This window comes from Alteromonas sp. M12, from assembly GCF_037478005.1.
Classification (GTDB): Bacteria; Pseudomonadota; Gammaproteobacteria; order Enterobacterales; family Alteromonadaceae; genus Aliiglaciecola; species Aliiglaciecola lipolytica_A.
The window spans coordinates 1218803-1234706 of record NZ_CP144164.1 but is presented as its reverse complement, the minus strand read 5'-3'; the positions used below and the strand labels follow the sequence as shown (position 1 = coordinate 1234706).

Here is a 15904-nt window from a genome sequence, read left to right as displayed (position 1 = left end):
TAATTGTTCTCTTACAATTCTAAACCCTTTCCCGAATAGTACAAATTTTAATCAACCAAAAATGGGGTGAATGCAATATAACCTGAATTATTTAAACGTTTTTGATGTATATTAAGTTGCTGATCATCCCCTAACAAGCTTAATACAGTAGTCAATTCAATTAGCCGAGTAAAAGGTAACTTATCCGGCTTAGGATTTACTCCATATTCCAATTCAGTCTCAGTTAACAATGCTAAAGCTTGTTGCCAATATTGTTGGGCGGTTTGTTGTTGTTCGATTTTAAAGGCTATCTTTCCTTTTAAAATTAAACCGCGAGAATACACCAAACGAAAATCTTCGGTTTTTTCCATTTCTTGATTATGCCATGCAGGCTCAATATTCTGTTCAAATTGCTCGATATAATGAAGCGCCAAGTCTATTTGGCCATTTAACAAAGCAAATTCACTTTGAGCGACTTTAAGATCTCCATAGAATTGTAAAGTCCTTTCCTCTTTTTTCTTTAGGTTATAAGCCTTCTCAATCAGTTTTTCAGCTTGCTGCAAATGTTGTTTAGCTGACCGACCAGACATTAGCGCAAGCTGCCATAGGCAACGTCCGTAATCCAACATCCAGTACGCATTTTGTGGATCTTGATTAAATAATTGTTCAGCGATATCTTTTGCGGTTATGTACAATTTAGTGGCTTCTTCCACATCCCCTAAATGGACGCTTACGCTGGCTAAAAGACGATTGGCGTACAAAAAGTCTTCTTTCCAGATAATATTATCTGGATCCTCTTTAATATTTTTTTTAATCGCGGCATTTTGTTCTTCGAAATAATTCTTTGCTTCATTAAATCGTCCTTGTTGTAAGGCAAGACTTCCCAACCAAGATGACGCATTTGCCATATCGTATCTTAACTGTAAATTATCTGGTGCTTGTTCAGCCCACTGAACGTAGAGATTACGCACTTCCAACATTGCCCTTTTAGCTTGCTCAAAATTGCCACGGCTTTTATCCAATATCGCCAGGTTCTGATAACCGTATGCAGCCTCTATTTGCCAATCAGGATTATTGCTGTCCATTGCGGCTAACCTAATTGCACTATCTCGATAACGAATTAGCCATTTTTCGGCATCGTCCAAGCGCCCTTGTTGCCAGGCTACGTTGCCAAGCCAATACTCAGCTTGAGATAAATCGAACAATCGGATGCCATTTGAAGCGTCTCTTTCGTATAAGGCTTTAGAACGTTCATAAGCTTCAGCAAAAGCTGCCATGGCCAATTGATAGTCGCCTTCATTCAGGCGCACTTCGCCTATGCCGGTTAATGAACGGGCTTGTTCCGCCAATGCGCGGTCAGATAAATCTCGTTTGTTTAACTTTGAAAAATAGCTTGTCGCTTTATCATCCACCGAACGCATTAAATCCAAACGTCCAACGGTTTGTAAGCGCTCACGTAAGTCACCTAACATAAAACCGACAATGTCTTCGGCTTGGTCTTGGCGCCGTTGTGCATCATTACGGGCGATGACAGCAGTTATCGCCAATGCGGAGGCAAACGCCATTCCGGCAAAAGAACCTACGCTAATTAACGCCAAACGTTTATATCTGCGCTGTGCATCTCGCTGCGCTAGGCTATCAAAGCCCACGCCTAACAAACCTGCTACCAATTTTAGAAATGCCCTGTCTTTACCATCTCCTTCCATTCTGGCATCAGCAGCCAACGGCTCTCTATTAGGCTGGCCAGCTTGTGCGGGTTTGAGCAAAGCTGGGGGAAAACAAGCTATCTCAGGATCACAGCTCATAGGATCGCCGTCGGCAATAAAACACAAAATACGTTCTTCACGACCCATTTTACGGAATTCAGTGATTTCGGTATTCACCCATTTTGACTTCGCAGAGAAAGGCGAGCAGATGACAATCAGCGACGATGAGTTCTGCAACGCTTGATTGACCCTTTGGCCCAAATTTCCTGCTGTTGGGAGTTCATCGCGGTCACGAAAGATTTTTCCAATTCTACGGGGAACAACACCAAACTCAGCGGATTGGCCAATTAGTTTAGCGGGCACTCGATAGGCTTCTAACTTACGCATAAGCCAGCGAGCCAACTTTTCATCTTTGTGGCTGTAACTTATAAATGCGCTGTATTGCATTTTATTCCTCAGGATCAGATTGAAAGAGTGAACATGACATATACAACAGCAACATGTGGTCAAATAGTATACAAGTCTCCTATAAAAGAAAAGGAAGCATCGGTTTTACCAAGCCGAGTGCCACCAGCGAATGAGATAAAATCAGGTTTAACAAATGCTTTATTGATGATAATTTATACAAATATCGGAGTTTAATGTTAAGGAATAGCGACTGATGTCATCAGCTCTCACAATTAATATAGGGGTTACCGGTCATCGCGATATTCCACAACAAGATATCCCCATTTTAGAAAAAGCCTTGCTTGAAGAGCTGACCTCGCTGCAACAACAATGTCCTAGAAGTACGATTCAAATTTTATCAGGTCTAGCAGAAGGTGCTGACCAGTTAATGGTCAAAGTCGCCTTGAAACTCAAACTTAAAGTAACTGCGATTTTACCCTTTGACGTGCAAGAATATGAAAAAGACTTTAGGTCTCCCCAATCCTTAGAAACCTTCCGTAGACTCTTTGAACAATGTTCCGAAGTGAAGATTTGCCATCGTAAAGCCAATACACCAAGAGTGGAAGGGTATACTGCACTAGGCAAAACACTGGTAGGTTGTTCTGATTATCTAATCGCTATTTGGGATGGTGTAATAGACCATAAAAAAGAATCAAGTTCCTATGCGCTAAAAACCGGTGGCACAGCAGACGTAGTAAGAATGTGTATCGAAGGACTCGTTGACGAAAGCAGCCTGCTATTTTCTAAGCCTAACAAAACATACTGTAAATGGTTAGTCAGTACACGAGAACGTCATGCCACCCTACCTTTAAGTGTGGGAAGCGAAGAAGATATTGGAAGTTGGAAGGCAATAGAAGCATATGGCGTGCAAAATGTCAGTTTGTTTAATGAAATTTTGGCGAAAACAGAACGTTTTAATACTGGTGCGCTACGTATTAAAAAGAAAGACAAAGCCAAGAGTTTAACTCACCTGCTAGGAGAGCACCCACCGACGGAATCATTAGCCCCCATTAAACACTTAGTTGATGCCTACTGTATTGCCGATTGTCTTGCACAAATTCGTCAACATCAAAGATTAAAATCATTAAAATGGATTACCACCCTATCCTTTTTTGCGATCTTCGCACAACAAGTTTATGTTGGGCTATTTGCCACACTGACTTGGTTTTTAATCCACTTGTTTCTAGTTGGAGTGGTAGTACTTATATATTGGCTCTTTTTCGTCGGCACCGAATCAAAAGAAGAACAGTATGTGGAATGGCGCGTATTTGCTGAAGATCTTAGGGTGCAAATTTTCTGGCACTTGTCTGGTATTCCTGATCACAGTGCAAATAACTATCGCACGACAAAACTATATGAGATGGATTGGATTGTAGATAATTTGAATAAACTGATGTTGCAAGTCCCTTCTCCCAGCAAACAACACATTCATTATGTGCGCAAGGTTTGGATATTAGACCAAAGAAATTACTTTTATGGGCAAAGAGGAGAAAGGGGAAGAGCATTTGCATTGCTTAACAAATCAAAACAATATCAACGAAATTCAATTTTTCTATTCTGCTTAGCAATAGCACTGATGTTCTTTAGTGTAGCAAAAATCCAATTCAATCTTATTCCCGCTTTTTCGATATCAATCTTGTTCATTATTATTGCTATGTCGTTTATCAGCTCAGCATTACTGAAAACCTTTGCTGCGCAGATGGGCTTCGAGGAGCTTAGTCAGCGCTACTTGCGAACAGGCTACTTCTTCCAACAGGCGATGAATAGAATGTCTTTGTTAGATCAAACTTACGCTTCTGAAACTGAAAATATAGGGAGCTATCAACAGGTCATTAAAACCATAGGTATTGAGGCATTAAATGAAAATGCAGCTTGGTTACAGCTGCATAAAATGAATGCTTATCAAGTTCAGGTTAGTTAACTTAAACTTGATAAGAAATGACAAATTTTAATTCGTAGGGATGCTGATTTATGCAATCTAGTTGTTTAAACCCCGTGAATTGCAAGCAAGATAAGCGCAAAATTACTGCGCTAATAGCAGATTGCGCTCCCTCGCTTGGGTTAATTAAATTTTAGTTAACCAGTTATGGGTGTCTGGCGCTTCGCCCCACTGAATTTGGTTTAATGCTTGGCGCAATCTAATTGCTTTAGGACCCGCTTCTCCGTTACCCACTTTGATATCTTTACCATTGTGAATTAAGGTTCCTACCGGAGTCAAAACCGCTGCGGTACCAGACAGAGCGGCTTCAGTACCAGGTTTAGCCACCCGTTCTAATAGTTCAGTCACAGAAAGGCTACGTTCGCTAACCTTCATTCCTAAATCAGCCGCAAGGGTTAGTAGTGTAGCTCGTGTAATACCGTGTAAAAATGAGCTATCTAAGGCTTTAGTGATAATTTCATCGCCGTCAATCAAGATAAAGTTAGCAGCACCGGTCTCTTGTACATCACCATTAGGGCAAAATAAAATTTGATCAGCATTGTACTGCGCTTTACCTGCTAAAATTGGCCCTAAAGCACTGGCGTAATTACCGCCACTTTTAATCATGCCCATATGTGGCGCACAGCGCATCCCATCTTCCGCTAATAACAATCTTAATGGACGAGCTCCACCAGCAAAGTAATCACCCACCGGTGATAACAATACATACAGCATTGAAGTAGCTGATGGTGCCGCAGCTTTACCTATTGAAGGCTCAGTACCAATATGGGTAGGTCTGATATACATTGAACCTGGAGGCTGGGGAACTTCATCAGCGTATTTTTTTACCATATCAACAATCATCTGTGATAACTGATTTGCATCAAAGTCAGGTAAAAACAATAATTTAGAGCTCTGTGCCATACGTTTTATATTTTCTTCCATACGGAAAATATTGACGCTGCCATCAGCATGACGAAATGCTTTGAGACCTTCGAAACAAGTACTCGAATAATGTAAGACATGAGCCCCGGGGTGCAATTGAATACTTTCAGCGCTGACAAACTCAGCCTTACTCCAGTGATTATTTTCAAAGGTAGCAAGTGCCATCTCAGGCATAAAAACAGTTCCAAATGCAGCCATAATAGTCTCAAATCTCCAAAATAATAATAAGGTCAATTTACCGATAGAATTAAAAGTAATCCTATCTTGTAATATATATACGATTTTACGCTAGAAGCAGGGGCAAACACTAGCATTGTAAGGATAAAAATGTGTTTTAGTGTCCATCAATGCGAATCAGCTAAGATAATTGACTAAAAATTCAGAGACAAAATCAAAGTTGAGGTGGATTTACCCTAAAATGAATACTTGAAGTGAGTTCCGCAGGTGCATCATTTGCAAAAATAATATGTTGCTCACATAACACCGCAATCACCTGATCTTGCCAACATAAAAGCAAACTTCGCTGTCTTTCCCAAACTGGCACATCCCACTGTTTAAACCATTGTTTCAATAATTTGGAATGGGGCTGATCAAGGGGTTTAAATTTAAGACTATTCACCTTAGATTTTATGGTTAATTGACCAATGTATTTTTCTGCAATATGTAAATGCCCCAATTCATTGGGTAACAAGGTGTTAGCTGAATCTAAAGTAAGATGAATATCTTCTTCAAATGTTTGCTTTTTAATGCAATACATATGCTCTCGAAAGCGTCGCAACTGGTGCTGGCCTAGGTCAATGATGGGGTTACCATCCTGCTTGGCACTAAGAAGTTTAGGTAATTCCGCCAGCACGGTTTTAGAAGGCATATCGATTTTTTGTTCTGCTAACCAATATCGCACTATTTGATTTTGCCATGGGCTAGATAGTGCACGTAACTTGCAAATATGAATCGCAAATCGTTGATTCACCATGGTCTGCAAATGTTTCCCGTTAACTTCATCTAACAACTCTTGTTGTTCAGCGCACAACTGGGCTGAGCGGTTTGCCGCCGTTGCCAAATTTGGCCATCGTTGCAGTAAAGTTGGAATCACTTCTGTGCGTAAAAAGTTTCGATCAAATCGTGTATCGTGATTCGACTCATCTTCGATCCAGTGTAATTGCTTGTGTTTGGCTAATTGCAGAATTTCATGCTTCTCTAATTCCAGAAAAGGTCGCGCTAGGGTAATACTGTTTTCATTTACCGCAGATTGCGCCATTGCTGAGAGCCCTTTAGGACCAGCCCCGCGCTTCAACTGCAATAGCACCGTTTCCAATTGATCTTGAATATGTTGTCCTAACAAGATCAAACCATGATGTTCGGTCATGGCTTCAAGGGCTTGATATCGCACTTTTCTAGCGGCCGCTTCAACTCCCCCATTACCACTGGCATTGACCTTCACCTGCTGAATTTTTAGTGGAATATTGAGCTCAGAGCAAACTTGCTGACAATGCTGTTGCCACTTTTCCGCATTGGGACTTAAGCCGTGATTAACATGCACAGCAAGGTAATCGTGGTCAGGAAATTGGTTCGCTAATTCGGCAACAGTGATCAGCAGCAGGTGAGAGTCAACACCACCGCTGTATGCGATAACAATTTGCCTAGCGGGTCCTTGAAGGAACCTTTCAACAAGTGCTGTGGTACGATTTTGAATGTTCATAAGGCAAAAACCGCCTTGTAAATACAAGACGGTTTGAGGTGAATCAAGGTGACTATATTAACAATAACCAAAAGACATGATGCGCTCGTAACGCTGTTCGAGCAACTCGTCTTTAGATAAGCTCAGCAATTGTGACAACTGTTGCTTAAGGGTCGCTTTGAGGTTGGCAGCCATAGCGTCGTGATTGCGATGAGCACCACCTAGAGGTTCCTCTACGATATTATTAATTAATCCTAATTCTTTAATTTGACCTGCGCTTACACCCATAGCTTCAGCAGCTAAAGGTGCTTTTTCTGCGCTTTTCCATAATATGGAAGCGCAACCTTCTGGAGAAATAACCGAGTAAGTACTGTATTGCAGCATATTCACTCTGTCACCCACACCTATAGCAAGTGCACCACCTGAACCACCTTCACCAATAACGGTACAGATAATGGGCACGCTTAAATCGGCCATTTCCTTGAGATTACGAGCAATGGCTTCACTTTGGCCACGTTCCTCAGCACCTACTCCAGGGTATGCACCCGGAGTGTCGATAAAGGTAATGATAGGTAAATTGAAGCGTTCAGCCATATGCATCAAACGAAGCGCTTTGCGATAGCCTTCTGGTTTAGGCATACCGAAATTGCGTCGAATTTTTTCATGGGTGTCACGACCTTTTTGATGTCCAATAACCATTACTGGTTGACCATCAAAGTCGGCTAATCCACCTACAATAGCTTTATCATCAGCAAAAGCGCGATCACCGGCTAATTCGTCAAATTCTTCAAAAAGGCGGGGAATATAATCCAATGTATAAGGTCGCATTGGGTGTCTAGCAATTTGTGAAACTTGCCATGCGCCCAAATCGGAAAATATTTTAGCAGTCAATTCTGCACTCTTTTCCCGCAACTTAGTGATCGATTCTTCAATGCCGACATCAAACTCACCGCCTTGATTGACTAACCGTAGTTCTTCAATTTTTGCTTCTAAATCAGCGATAGGTTTCTCGAAATCAAGATAATTCAAACTCATTCCAAACCTTATATTTGTTTACAAACACACTATTGGTGTCAACTAAATTGCAGCTCTACCGCTTGTTTGGGTAACATTTGCTGCAATTCATAAATTAATTGGTCTTCTGGTGTCACGTACCACTGTGCACCAAATGCTAAAACCATTTCCGCATCAGGGTGAACAACCCGCATATTAACAGGACAGCTTCCGCCTTGATAATTCTGCAGAATTGCTTGCAGTTTAGCTACTCTTGCTTCGTTACACCAGTCAGATTCTACTTCTAACCCTAAGCATTTTACATTTTTCTCCCGAGCCTGCACTATATCCATAGCATCACGGCCTGATATTGTATTGCCCCCCGAGAAATCATCAAAGCTGACCTGTCCGGAAATCAATAGAATTCGGTCAGGTTGAAGAAGCTCCTCGTACTTTTCAAACATATCAGGGAAAAAGCGCGCATCCATACGAGCACTTTTGTCATCTAAGGTAACAATCGCCCAACGACGTCCCTTCTTGTTAGTCATCACTCTAACACCGATGACTAAGCCAACCGCAACAGACGTAGTGTCTTTATTGGTAGGTTTTAAATCTACCAAACGAGCAGAACTATAATGTTTTAGCTCTTTTTCGTACTGATTTATTGGGTGACCTGTTAAGTATAGGCCAAGAGTTTCTTTTTCTCCGTCCAACCATATTTTTTCTGGCCATTCCGGTACATTAGAAAAGGCCTGAACCACTTGATCAGGTTCAGTAGTTAACAAACCAAACATATCTGATTGCCCATGAGATTCAGCTTTAGCATGCTGATCCGCCGCGGCTATCGCTTCGGGTAGGGTCGCCATGATACAGGCTCGATGGGGACCTAAATTATCCATGGCGCCAGCCATAACCAACTTTTCTAGAACCCGTTTGTTAATCTTCTTCAGATCAACTTTAGCACAAAAATCAAACAAGTCTGAAAATTTAGTGTGTTCTTTACGGGCAGCGATAATTGCTTCGATAGGACCTTCCCCTACCCCTTTTATTGCGCCGATACCATAAACAATACGACCTTGTTCATCTACCGTAAACTTATATTGGCCCGCGTTGAGGTCTGGTGGCAGTATGGTTAATCCCATACGATTACATTCATCCACCAAAGTGACTATTTTATCGGTATTATCCATATCCGCAGACATTACCGCCGCCATAAACTCGGCAGGATAATGGGCTTTTAGCCACAAAGTTTGATACGAAACTAACGCATAAGCCGCAGAGTGAGATTTGTTAAAACCATAACCCGCGAATTTTTCCACCAGATCGAATATTTTCATCGCTAGATCAGGATCGATATTATTGCCTTTAGAACCTTCGGCAAACACACTACGCTGCTTGGCCATCTCTTCAGGCTTTTTCTTACCCATCGCACGACGTAACATATCTGCGCCACCTAGGCTGTATCCTGCCATGGCTTGTGCAATCTGCATTACTTGTTCTTGATAAAGAATAATGCCGTAGGTTGGCTCAAGAATTTCCTGCAAACATTCATGTTGATATTCTGCATCCGGATAAGAGATCTCTTCTCGGCCGTGTTTTCTATCGATGAAGTTATCAACCATCCCAGATTGCAGCGGGCCCGGTCTAAATAGAGCCACCAATGCGATAATATCTTCGAAGCAATCTGGTTTAAGACGTTTAATCAAGTCTTTCATACCGCGAGATTCCAATTGGAATACCGCAGTTGTTTCTGCATTTAATAGAGTCCGAAAACTTTTAGGATCTTCCAATGGAATGGCGGTGATATCAATTTGTTTGCCACGACCCTCAGCAATCATATCGATCGCCCATTGGATAATGGTTAAGGTACGCAAGCCCAAAAAGTCAAATTTAACCAAACCTGCAGTTTCGACATCATTTTTATCAAACTGAGTTACTGGGTTTTTGCCTTCGTCATCACAATATAACGGCGCGAAGTCGGTGATTTCAGTGGGAGAGATAACAACACCCCCAGCATGTTTACCAGCATTACGGGTAACCCCTTCCAGAATCCGCGCCATATCAATCAGATCTTTAACGTCTTCATCTTGTTGATAAAGCTCAGGTAACCTAGGTTCAACGGCAAAGGCTTTTTCTAAGGTCATTCCTGGATCAGAAGGTATTAATTTAGAAATGCGATCCACAAAGCCATAGGGATGCCCTAATACTCGGCCAACGTCTCGAACTACCGCTTTGGCAGCCATGGTGCCGAATGTTATTATTTGAGAAACCGCTTGACGACCATACATGTCGGCCACGTGGTCAATCACCTCGTCACGTCTATCCATGCAAAAATCGACGTCGAAATCGGGCATGGAAACCCGTTCTGGATTCAGGAATCGCTCAAACAGTAAGTCAAACTCTAGGGGATCCAGATCGGTAATATCAAGTGCATATGCAACGAGCGAACCTGCGCCCGACCCACGGCCAGGTCCCACCGGGATACCGTGATCTTTACTCCACTGAATAAACTCCATTACAATCAAGAAGTAGCCGGGAAAACCCATTTGGTTGATAACGGTTAATTCAATTTCTAAACGTTCGTCGTATTCAGGACGTTTTTCAGCTCGCTCTTGTTCATCAGGAAACAGGAACTTTAAGCGTCGTTCTAAACCTTCCCATGACACTTTTACCAGATAATCCGCATCTGACATTCCACCGGTTGGAAACTTTGGCAGAAAGTATTCGCCCAACGTCACGGTAACATTACAACGCTTGGCTATCTCTACGGTATTTTGCAGTGCTTCTGGAATATCGGAAAACAGTTCACACATTTCCTCAGGACTGCGCAGGTATTGCTGATCACTATAAAGTTTGGGACGACGCTTATCATCGAGGGTATAACCATCATGGATACACACCCTTATTTCATGGGCATCAAATCCCTCTTTAGCGATAAAACATACTTCATTTGTGGCCACGACGGGAAGATCATGGTCCAAAGCCCAATCTGTCGCTCGTTGAATATATTCCTGTTCACCTGGTCTGCCAGTGCGATTTAACTCGATATAGTAACAATCGCTAAAATGGGTTTCATAAAATTGCGATATTTGCTCTGCTAAAGGCATATTTCCTTTGGTTAATACCTGTCCAAGATCACCGGACAAGCCACCAGATAAAATAATCACGCCTTCTTTGTGTTCTAGCAGCCATTGTTTATCGATTACCGCTCTATTTTGTACATGCCCACGCTGATAAGCTTTGGAAATGAGCAAGGTAATATTTTTATATCCTTTGTTGTTGCTTGCCAACAAGGTCAGTCTGAATATTTCATCGCCTAACTCTTCACTTTGTACCCAAAAATCAGCGCCAATTATTGGTTTGATCCCATTGGCATGTGCAGCATCATAATATTTTACCAATCCACACATATTCATCTGGTCAGTAATGGCCACTGCGGGCATCCCCATTTCTTTGACCTTTCCAAGAATGGGTTTGATCTTATTCAAACCATCCATCATGGAATAATCACTATGGACGCGCAAATGGATAAATTTCACAGGTGCTTCTGTGGCTTCAGACTGCATGGATGACTCCATTGTGTTGTATCAATATTTGTTGCACAGGTTTAAAACTCATACGGTATTCTTCCGTTGGCCCTAGCTCAGCTAAACGTAACAAATGAGCTTTGGTAGGGTAGCCTTTATGTTGATCAAAACCATACTCAGGATAGCGTAAATGCAATTCTGCCATCTCCCGATCTCTGGTGACTTTAGCAATAATAGACGCGGCTGAAATTTCTGCGACACTGCCATCGCCTTTAACGATTGCTTCACTGGCATAATGCCAATCTGGGCATCGATTACCATCGACTTGCACCAAATCAGGCTGAATTGATAAACCTTCAACAGCGCGTTTCATAGCCAACATAGTGGCATGTAGAATATTCAGCTGATCAATTTCTTTTGGGCTAGCTCGCCCTACTGACCAACATAATGCATTTTCAATAATTTGGTTGAACAATACGTTGCGTTTTTTCTCGCTCAGTTTTTTGGAATCGTTTAATCCTAAAATAGGCTTTTGCGGATCCAATATTACCGCTGCGGTCACAACATCTCCCACCAAAGGTCCACGGCCGACTTCATCAACACCGGCGATAAGGCAAGCCTCACTCATATTCTGTACCAATTAACTTTAATACGGCAGCCGCAGCTTGTTTATCTGCGTCCTGTTTTAACATTTCATGCAAACCAACAAACTCCTCTGGAATCTTTACGCTATCACCGGCGAACATCGGGATCAGATATTCAGAGATGGTTTCAGGGTTCACTTGTTCTTGTAATAATTCAGGCACAATGGGTTTATCTGCTAGCACATTAGGCAGTGAGAAGTAATTGGGTTTATACATTGCTTTCATTATTTGATGTGTAAGCCATTTTAAACGATAGGCTACCACCATTGGACGCTTACATAACATAGCTTCAAGTGACGCAGTACCAGAGGCAAGTAGAATAGCATCCGAGGCGATCATAACATTTCGAGATTGCCGCATAAGCACTGAAATATGCATGTTTTGCGGATACTCTGGCAAGCTCTTAAACGCCGACACTATGGCTTCAATTTGCGATTTTCGCACTTCATTGACAGCGGGGATCACCACATGTAATTCACTTACCGTAGTACACACTTTGCTTGCGCTTTGCAAAAAGACCTCAAGCAACATATTCACTTCGCCAGCCCGGCTGCCCGGTAGCAACGCCAGCACTTTTGCGTCTTTGCTTAACGTTACGCCATCAAGTTGTTGGCGAGCTAGAGTTTGATCGGGGTAAAGCTCAATATCATCCGCCATAGTATGGCCAACATATTGGCAAGGGAATCCATGTTTGTCGTAAACGGCTTTTTCGAATGGAAAAATACTGAGTACTAAGTTAGTCGCTTCAGCAATCCCATAAATTCTATTTTCCCGCCAAGCCCACACAGTAGGACTGACGTAATGGACGGTTTTGACCCCAAGTTTTTTTAGTTTCTTTTCTAACGGCAGATTAAAATCAGGGGCATCCACTCCGATAAAGACATCGGGGGGATTATCGGTAAAATGTTGCAGGACGGTTTTTCGAATAAACAGTAATCGGCGAATACGGGACAGTACCTCTACTATCCCCATCACAGAAAGTTCTTCCATTTCAAACAAGGTTTCGCAACCTTGCTCAAGCATATTAGGACCGGCAATTCCTGTAAACTGTGCATCGGGGTGAATTGCCAAAATCTGTTTCATCATACCCGCAGCTAACACGTCGCCAGAGGCTTCTCCGGCAACGATAGCAATTTTCAAAGGACGCTTAGACATATAAGGTTGGCTCGCAGTTTGCGATAAAGCTAATCAGTATGATTAGCGGATTATTCCTCGGGCAGAGTTTGCTACAAAATCAGCCATTAATCCCACTTCTTTTGTGGTTTCGGCCATTTTGCGTAACTCTTGAACGGCTTCTTCGGCACGATTGCCGTTCCGATAAAGTACTTTATAAGCACGTTTAATACTCATTATTACCTCTTTATCATAGCCTCTGCGACGCAACCCTTCGGAGTTAATTCCTGCCGGCGTATTGTCGATACCATTGATCATAACAAAGGGAGGGATATCACGTAATATGATGCCACCGCCACCAGTAAAACTGTTAGAGCCAATATGGCAGAACTGGTGCACAGCCGTGTTACCACCTAAGATAACGTAGTTGCCAACATGTACATGACCAGCAAGGGTCGCATTGTTAGCAAAGATGTTATCATCTCCAACAACACAATCATGCGCCACATGTGCGTAAGCCATAAATAAATTGTTTGAGCCTATTTTGGTCAGTGATTTATCTTGAACCGTACCACGATGGATAGTCACACATTCCCGAAAAACATTGTTGTCACCAATTTCTAATCGGGTTTTTTCACCAGCATACTTTTTATCCTGGCATTCTTCACCAATCGAACCAAACTGGAAAAAACGATTGTTTTTACCAATAGTACATGGTCCCTTAATGACCACATGTGACTCGACAACCGTTCCACTTCCTATCTCGACATCTTCACCAATGACGGAATATGGACCAACTTGAACGTCTGCTGCTAACTTAGCAGACGGGTGCACAATAGCTGTTTCATGGATCACTGGTTACATTTTCCTCATTGCACACATAAATTCAGCAACACAAGCTTCTTGACCGTCCACACTGGCAACGCCTTTAAATTTCCATATACCGCGCTTCTCTTTCACAACACACACGTCGAAATCTAATCTATCGCCAGGAACTACAGGGCGCTTAAAGCGTGCGTTGTCGATACCAGCATAAAGGTATAACTCATCACTATTTCCCGCAGTTTTAAACCCTAATATGCCCGCAGCTTGTGCCATTGCTTCAAGAATTAAAACACCAGGGAATATGGGTTTTCCAGGGAAATGACCTGTGAAACAAGGTTCATTAAAGGTAACATTTTTATAGGCTTTAATCGTTTCGCCTAAAACATATTCAGTTACTCTATCAATCAATAGAAATGGATATCTATGGGGTAAAAGCTCCATGATTTCTTCGATTTCGATGGTGTTCAAATTGTCGGCCAAAGGCTGATCTCCTTTAATAAGTAATGGGAACTACCCTGTTACTTTGTAGATTGTTGTTTCTCTAAAACTTTGACACGTTGAGCAAGAGACGTTATTTTTTTGAATTGAACTGCATTTTTACGCCACTCAAGATTGGGCACCGCCGGCATACCTGAGGAATATAAACCAGGTTCGGTTATGCTCTTGGTAATCATACTCATTCCAGTAAAATGAGAGTTATCACAAACTTCAATATGTCCGTTAAAACCGCACAATCCTGCAACGCTACAATTTTTACCCAATTTGGTACTGCCAGCAATAACTGAACACGCTGCCATAGCAGTGTTTTCACCTATTTCTACGTTATGGGCAATTTGCAATTGATTATCCAGTATCACCCCATCGCCGATAATTGTATCTTCAAGAGCACCGCGATCGATAGTAGTACTAGCGCCAATCTCGACACGATTACCAATAATGACTCGTCCCAACTGAGGGATCTTAATCCACTTACCTTTATCGTTAGCGTATCCAAAACCGTCACTACCAATAACAGTAGCAGATTGCACTAAGCAATCTTCGCCGATTACCGAATCGTGATAAACGGTGACATTTGCCCAAAGTTTAGTTCTGTTACCTAGTTGACAGTTTTTGCCTACAAAAGTACCTGCACCAACTTGCACGTCATCGCCTAAAACCACGCCTGATTCAATCACAGCATTGGCTCCCACACTCACGTTATTACCAAGTTTTGCGTCTTGGCCGATAACGGCTGTTGGATGGATACCTGATGCCGCAGCCGGAGTCGTATCAAGGGCCTGTGCTACCAATGCAAATCCCACGTATGGATTTGGATGAACTAGTGCAGTGCAAGGACAATGGGATAACTCGTCTGGATGTAAAATAACCGCTTGTGCTCTAGTGTCAGCCAGGTGACTACGATACTTGCTATTGGCTAAAAAGGAAATCTGACCAATGCCTGCATTCGCCAAGGTACTCAAACTATTAATTTGGGTATCCTCAGTATCATTGCCAGATAAATGGATAGATGCACCAATAAGATCTGCCAATTGTTTTAAACTGAGTGACTGCATACAGGCTCCGGTAGGTTATTTCATTTGACTAACTTTTTTCAATACTTTCTCTGAGATATCGTATTGAGGAGTAGCGAATACAACCGCTTGTCTATCTAGAACCATGTCGATATTTTCTTCATTTACAACTGCTTGGATAGCTTGTTGTAGCATAGTAACGATTTTGGTGTTTTCTTCTTGTCTACGTTTTTGTAGCTTTTCTTGCAAAGGTTTAGCTAGCGCTTCAAATTCAGTGTTAGCTGCTTGTAAACGCTCTTGTTCAGCTTTAATTTGTGCTTCACTCATAGTCGGTGCGTTTTTCTTAAGCGACTCAAGATCAGTGGCTATCTTTTGACGCATCGCATCTACTTTTGAACCTTCGTCTTTAAATTCAATTTGCAAAGCTTGCTGACTAGCAATCGCTTGTGGCATTTGCTGAATTACCGCCTCGCGACTTACAACAGCAATTTTCTGTTCTGCGTAAGCTACTGAACTTAATAAAGCACTGCTCAAAAGTGCAGTAACGACTAAGGTTTTAAATACTTGTTTCAAAGGGAACTCCTTCCTGTTTTTATAATACTAATTAGCTCATGCTAA

The 15904-nt window shown here is 42.1% G+C and carries 13 protein-coding genes; 2 read left to right on the top strand and 11 right to left on the bottom strand.

Annotated features, from left to right (window positions below; genetic code table 11):
* Window positions 1–47: 47 nt before the first annotated feature.
* Window positions 48–2132, bottom strand: coding sequence for a toll/interleukin-1 receptor domain-containing protein (locus tag VUI23_RS05220; protein ID WP_303499577.1), 2085 nt, complete (start codon window positions 2130–2132; stop codon window positions 48–50).
* 33 nt (window positions 2133–2165) lie between these two features.
* On the opposite strand from VUI23_RS05220, the gene VUI23_RS05215 reads away from it, so the two are divergent.
* Window positions 2166–2327, top strand: coding sequence for a hypothetical protein (locus VUI23_RS05215; RefSeq protein WP_342807184.1), 162 nt, complete (start codon window positions 2166–2168; stop codon window positions 2325–2327).
* Window positions 2328–2346: 19 nt separating this feature from the next.
* Complete coding sequence (locus VUI23_RS05210) at window positions 2347–4053, top strand: hypothetical protein (protein ID WP_342807182.1); 1707 nt, start codon at window positions 2347–2349, stop codon at window positions 4051–4053.
* A gap of 144 nt (window positions 4054–4197) precedes the next feature.
* On the opposite strand, the gene VUI23_RS05205 is transcribed toward VUI23_RS05210, so the two are convergent.
* From VUI23_RS05205 to VUI23_RS05160, 10 genes are all read right to left on the bottom strand, one after another.
* A complete protein-coding gene (locus tag VUI23_RS05205) occupies window positions 4198–5193 on the bottom strand; it encodes a branched-chain amino acid aminotransferase (RefSeq protein WP_342807180.1) in 996 nt (331 codons plus the stop codon).
* A 193-nt stretch (window positions 5194–5386) separates the two neighbouring features.
* Window positions 5387–6694, bottom strand: a complete 1308-nt coding sequence (gene tilS / locus VUI23_RS05200) for a tRNA lysidine(34) synthetase TilS (RefSeq protein WP_342807178.1) — start codon at window positions 6692–6694, stop codon at window positions 5387–5389.
* Between the two features lie 57 nt (window positions 6695–6751).
* On the bottom strand, window positions 6752–7708 hold the full coding sequence (accA, locus tag VUI23_RS05195; protein WP_216049932.1) for an acetyl-CoA carboxylase carboxyl transferase subunit alpha: 957 nt from the start codon (window positions 7706–7708) through the stop codon (window positions 6752–6754).
* A 38-nt stretch (window positions 7709–7746) separates the two neighbouring features.
* Window positions 7747–11232 (bottom strand): DNA polymerase III subunit alpha, encoded by a 3486-nt coding sequence (gene dnaE, locus VUI23_RS05190; protein WP_342807176.1) that lies wholly within the window; start codon window positions 11230–11232, stop codon window positions 7747–7749.
* Window positions 11222–11821 (bottom strand): ribonuclease HII, encoded by a 600-nt coding sequence (rnhB, locus tag VUI23_RS05185; protein WP_216049930.1) that lies wholly within the window; start codon window positions 11819–11821, stop codon window positions 11222–11224. The genes dnaE and rnhB overlap by 11 nt, the downstream gene beginning before the upstream one ends.
* Window positions 11814–12992 carry a lipid-A-disaccharide synthase gene (gene lpxB / locus VUI23_RS05180; protein ID WP_342807174.1) on the bottom strand — a complete coding sequence of 393 codons (1179 nt, stop codon included), beginning with the start codon at window positions 12990–12992 and terminating at the stop codon, window positions 11814–11816. The genes rnhB and lpxB overlap by 8 nt, the downstream gene beginning before the upstream one ends.
* Window positions 12993–13034: 42 nt before the next feature.
* Window positions 13035–13805: an acyl-ACP--UDP-N-acetylglucosamine O-acyltransferase gene (gene lpxA / locus VUI23_RS05175; protein WP_216049928.1), complete on the bottom strand. Its 771-nt coding sequence runs from the start codon at window positions 13803–13805 to the stop codon at window positions 13035–13037.
* 3 nt (window positions 13806–13808) lie between these two features.
* Window positions 13809–14255, bottom strand: coding sequence for a 3-hydroxyacyl-ACP dehydratase FabZ (gene fabZ / locus VUI23_RS05170; protein WP_216049927.1), 447 nt, complete (start codon window positions 14253–14255; stop codon window positions 13809–13811).
* Between the two features lie 38 nt (window positions 14256–14293).
* On the bottom strand, window positions 14294–15328 hold the full coding sequence (lpxD, locus tag VUI23_RS05165) for a UDP-3-O-(3-hydroxymyristoyl)glucosamine N-acyltransferase (protein WP_216049926.1): 1035 nt from the start codon (window positions 15326–15328) through the stop codon (window positions 14294–14296).
* A 15-nt stretch (window positions 15329–15343) separates the two neighbouring features.
* Window positions 15344–15859: an OmpH family outer membrane protein gene (locus tag VUI23_RS05160; protein WP_216049925.1), complete on the bottom strand. Its 516-nt coding sequence runs from the start codon at window positions 15857–15859 to the stop codon at window positions 15344–15346.
* Between the last annotated feature and the right edge of the window lie 45 nt (window positions 15860–15904).

Bases quoted from the DNA above. Each gene is read 5' to 3' on its own strand.
- VUI23_RS05220 (WP_303499577.1), bottom strand. From the start codon at position 2,132: ATGCAATACAGCGCATTTATAAGTTACAGCCACAAAGATGAAAAGTTG.
- VUI23_RS05215 (WP_342807184.1), top strand. From the start codon at position 2,166: ATGACATATACAACAGCAACATGTGGTCAAATAGTATACAAGTCTCCT.
- VUI23_RS05210 (WP_342807182.1), top strand. From the start codon at position 2,347: ATGTCATCAGCTCTCACAATTAATATAGGGGTTACCGGTCATCGCGAT.
- VUI23_RS05205 (WP_342807180.1), bottom strand. From the start codon at position 5,193: ATGGCTGCATTTGGAACTGTTTTTATGCCTGAGATGGCACTTGCTACC.
- tilS (WP_342807178.1), bottom strand. From the start codon at position 6,694: ATGAACATTCAAAATCGTACCACAGCACTTGTTGAAAGGTTCCTTCAA.
- accA (WP_216049932.1), bottom strand. From the start codon at position 7,708: ATGAGTTTGAATTATCTTGATTTCGAGAAACCTATCGCTGATTTAGAA.
- dnaE (WP_342807176.1), bottom strand. From the start codon at position 11,232: ATGCAGTCTGAAGCCACAGAAGCACCTGTGAAATTTATCCATTTGCGC.
- rnhB (WP_216049930.1), bottom strand. From the start codon at position 11,821: ATGAGTGAGGCTTGCCTTATCGCCGGTGTTGATGAAGTCGGCCGTGGA.
- lpxB (WP_342807174.1), bottom strand. From the start codon at position 12,992: ATGTCTAAGCGTCCTTTGAAAATTGCTATCGTTGCCGGAGAAGCCTCT.
- lpxD (WP_216049926.1), bottom strand. From the start codon at position 15,328: ATGCAGTCACTCAGTTTAAAACAATTGGCAGATCTTATTGGTGCATCT.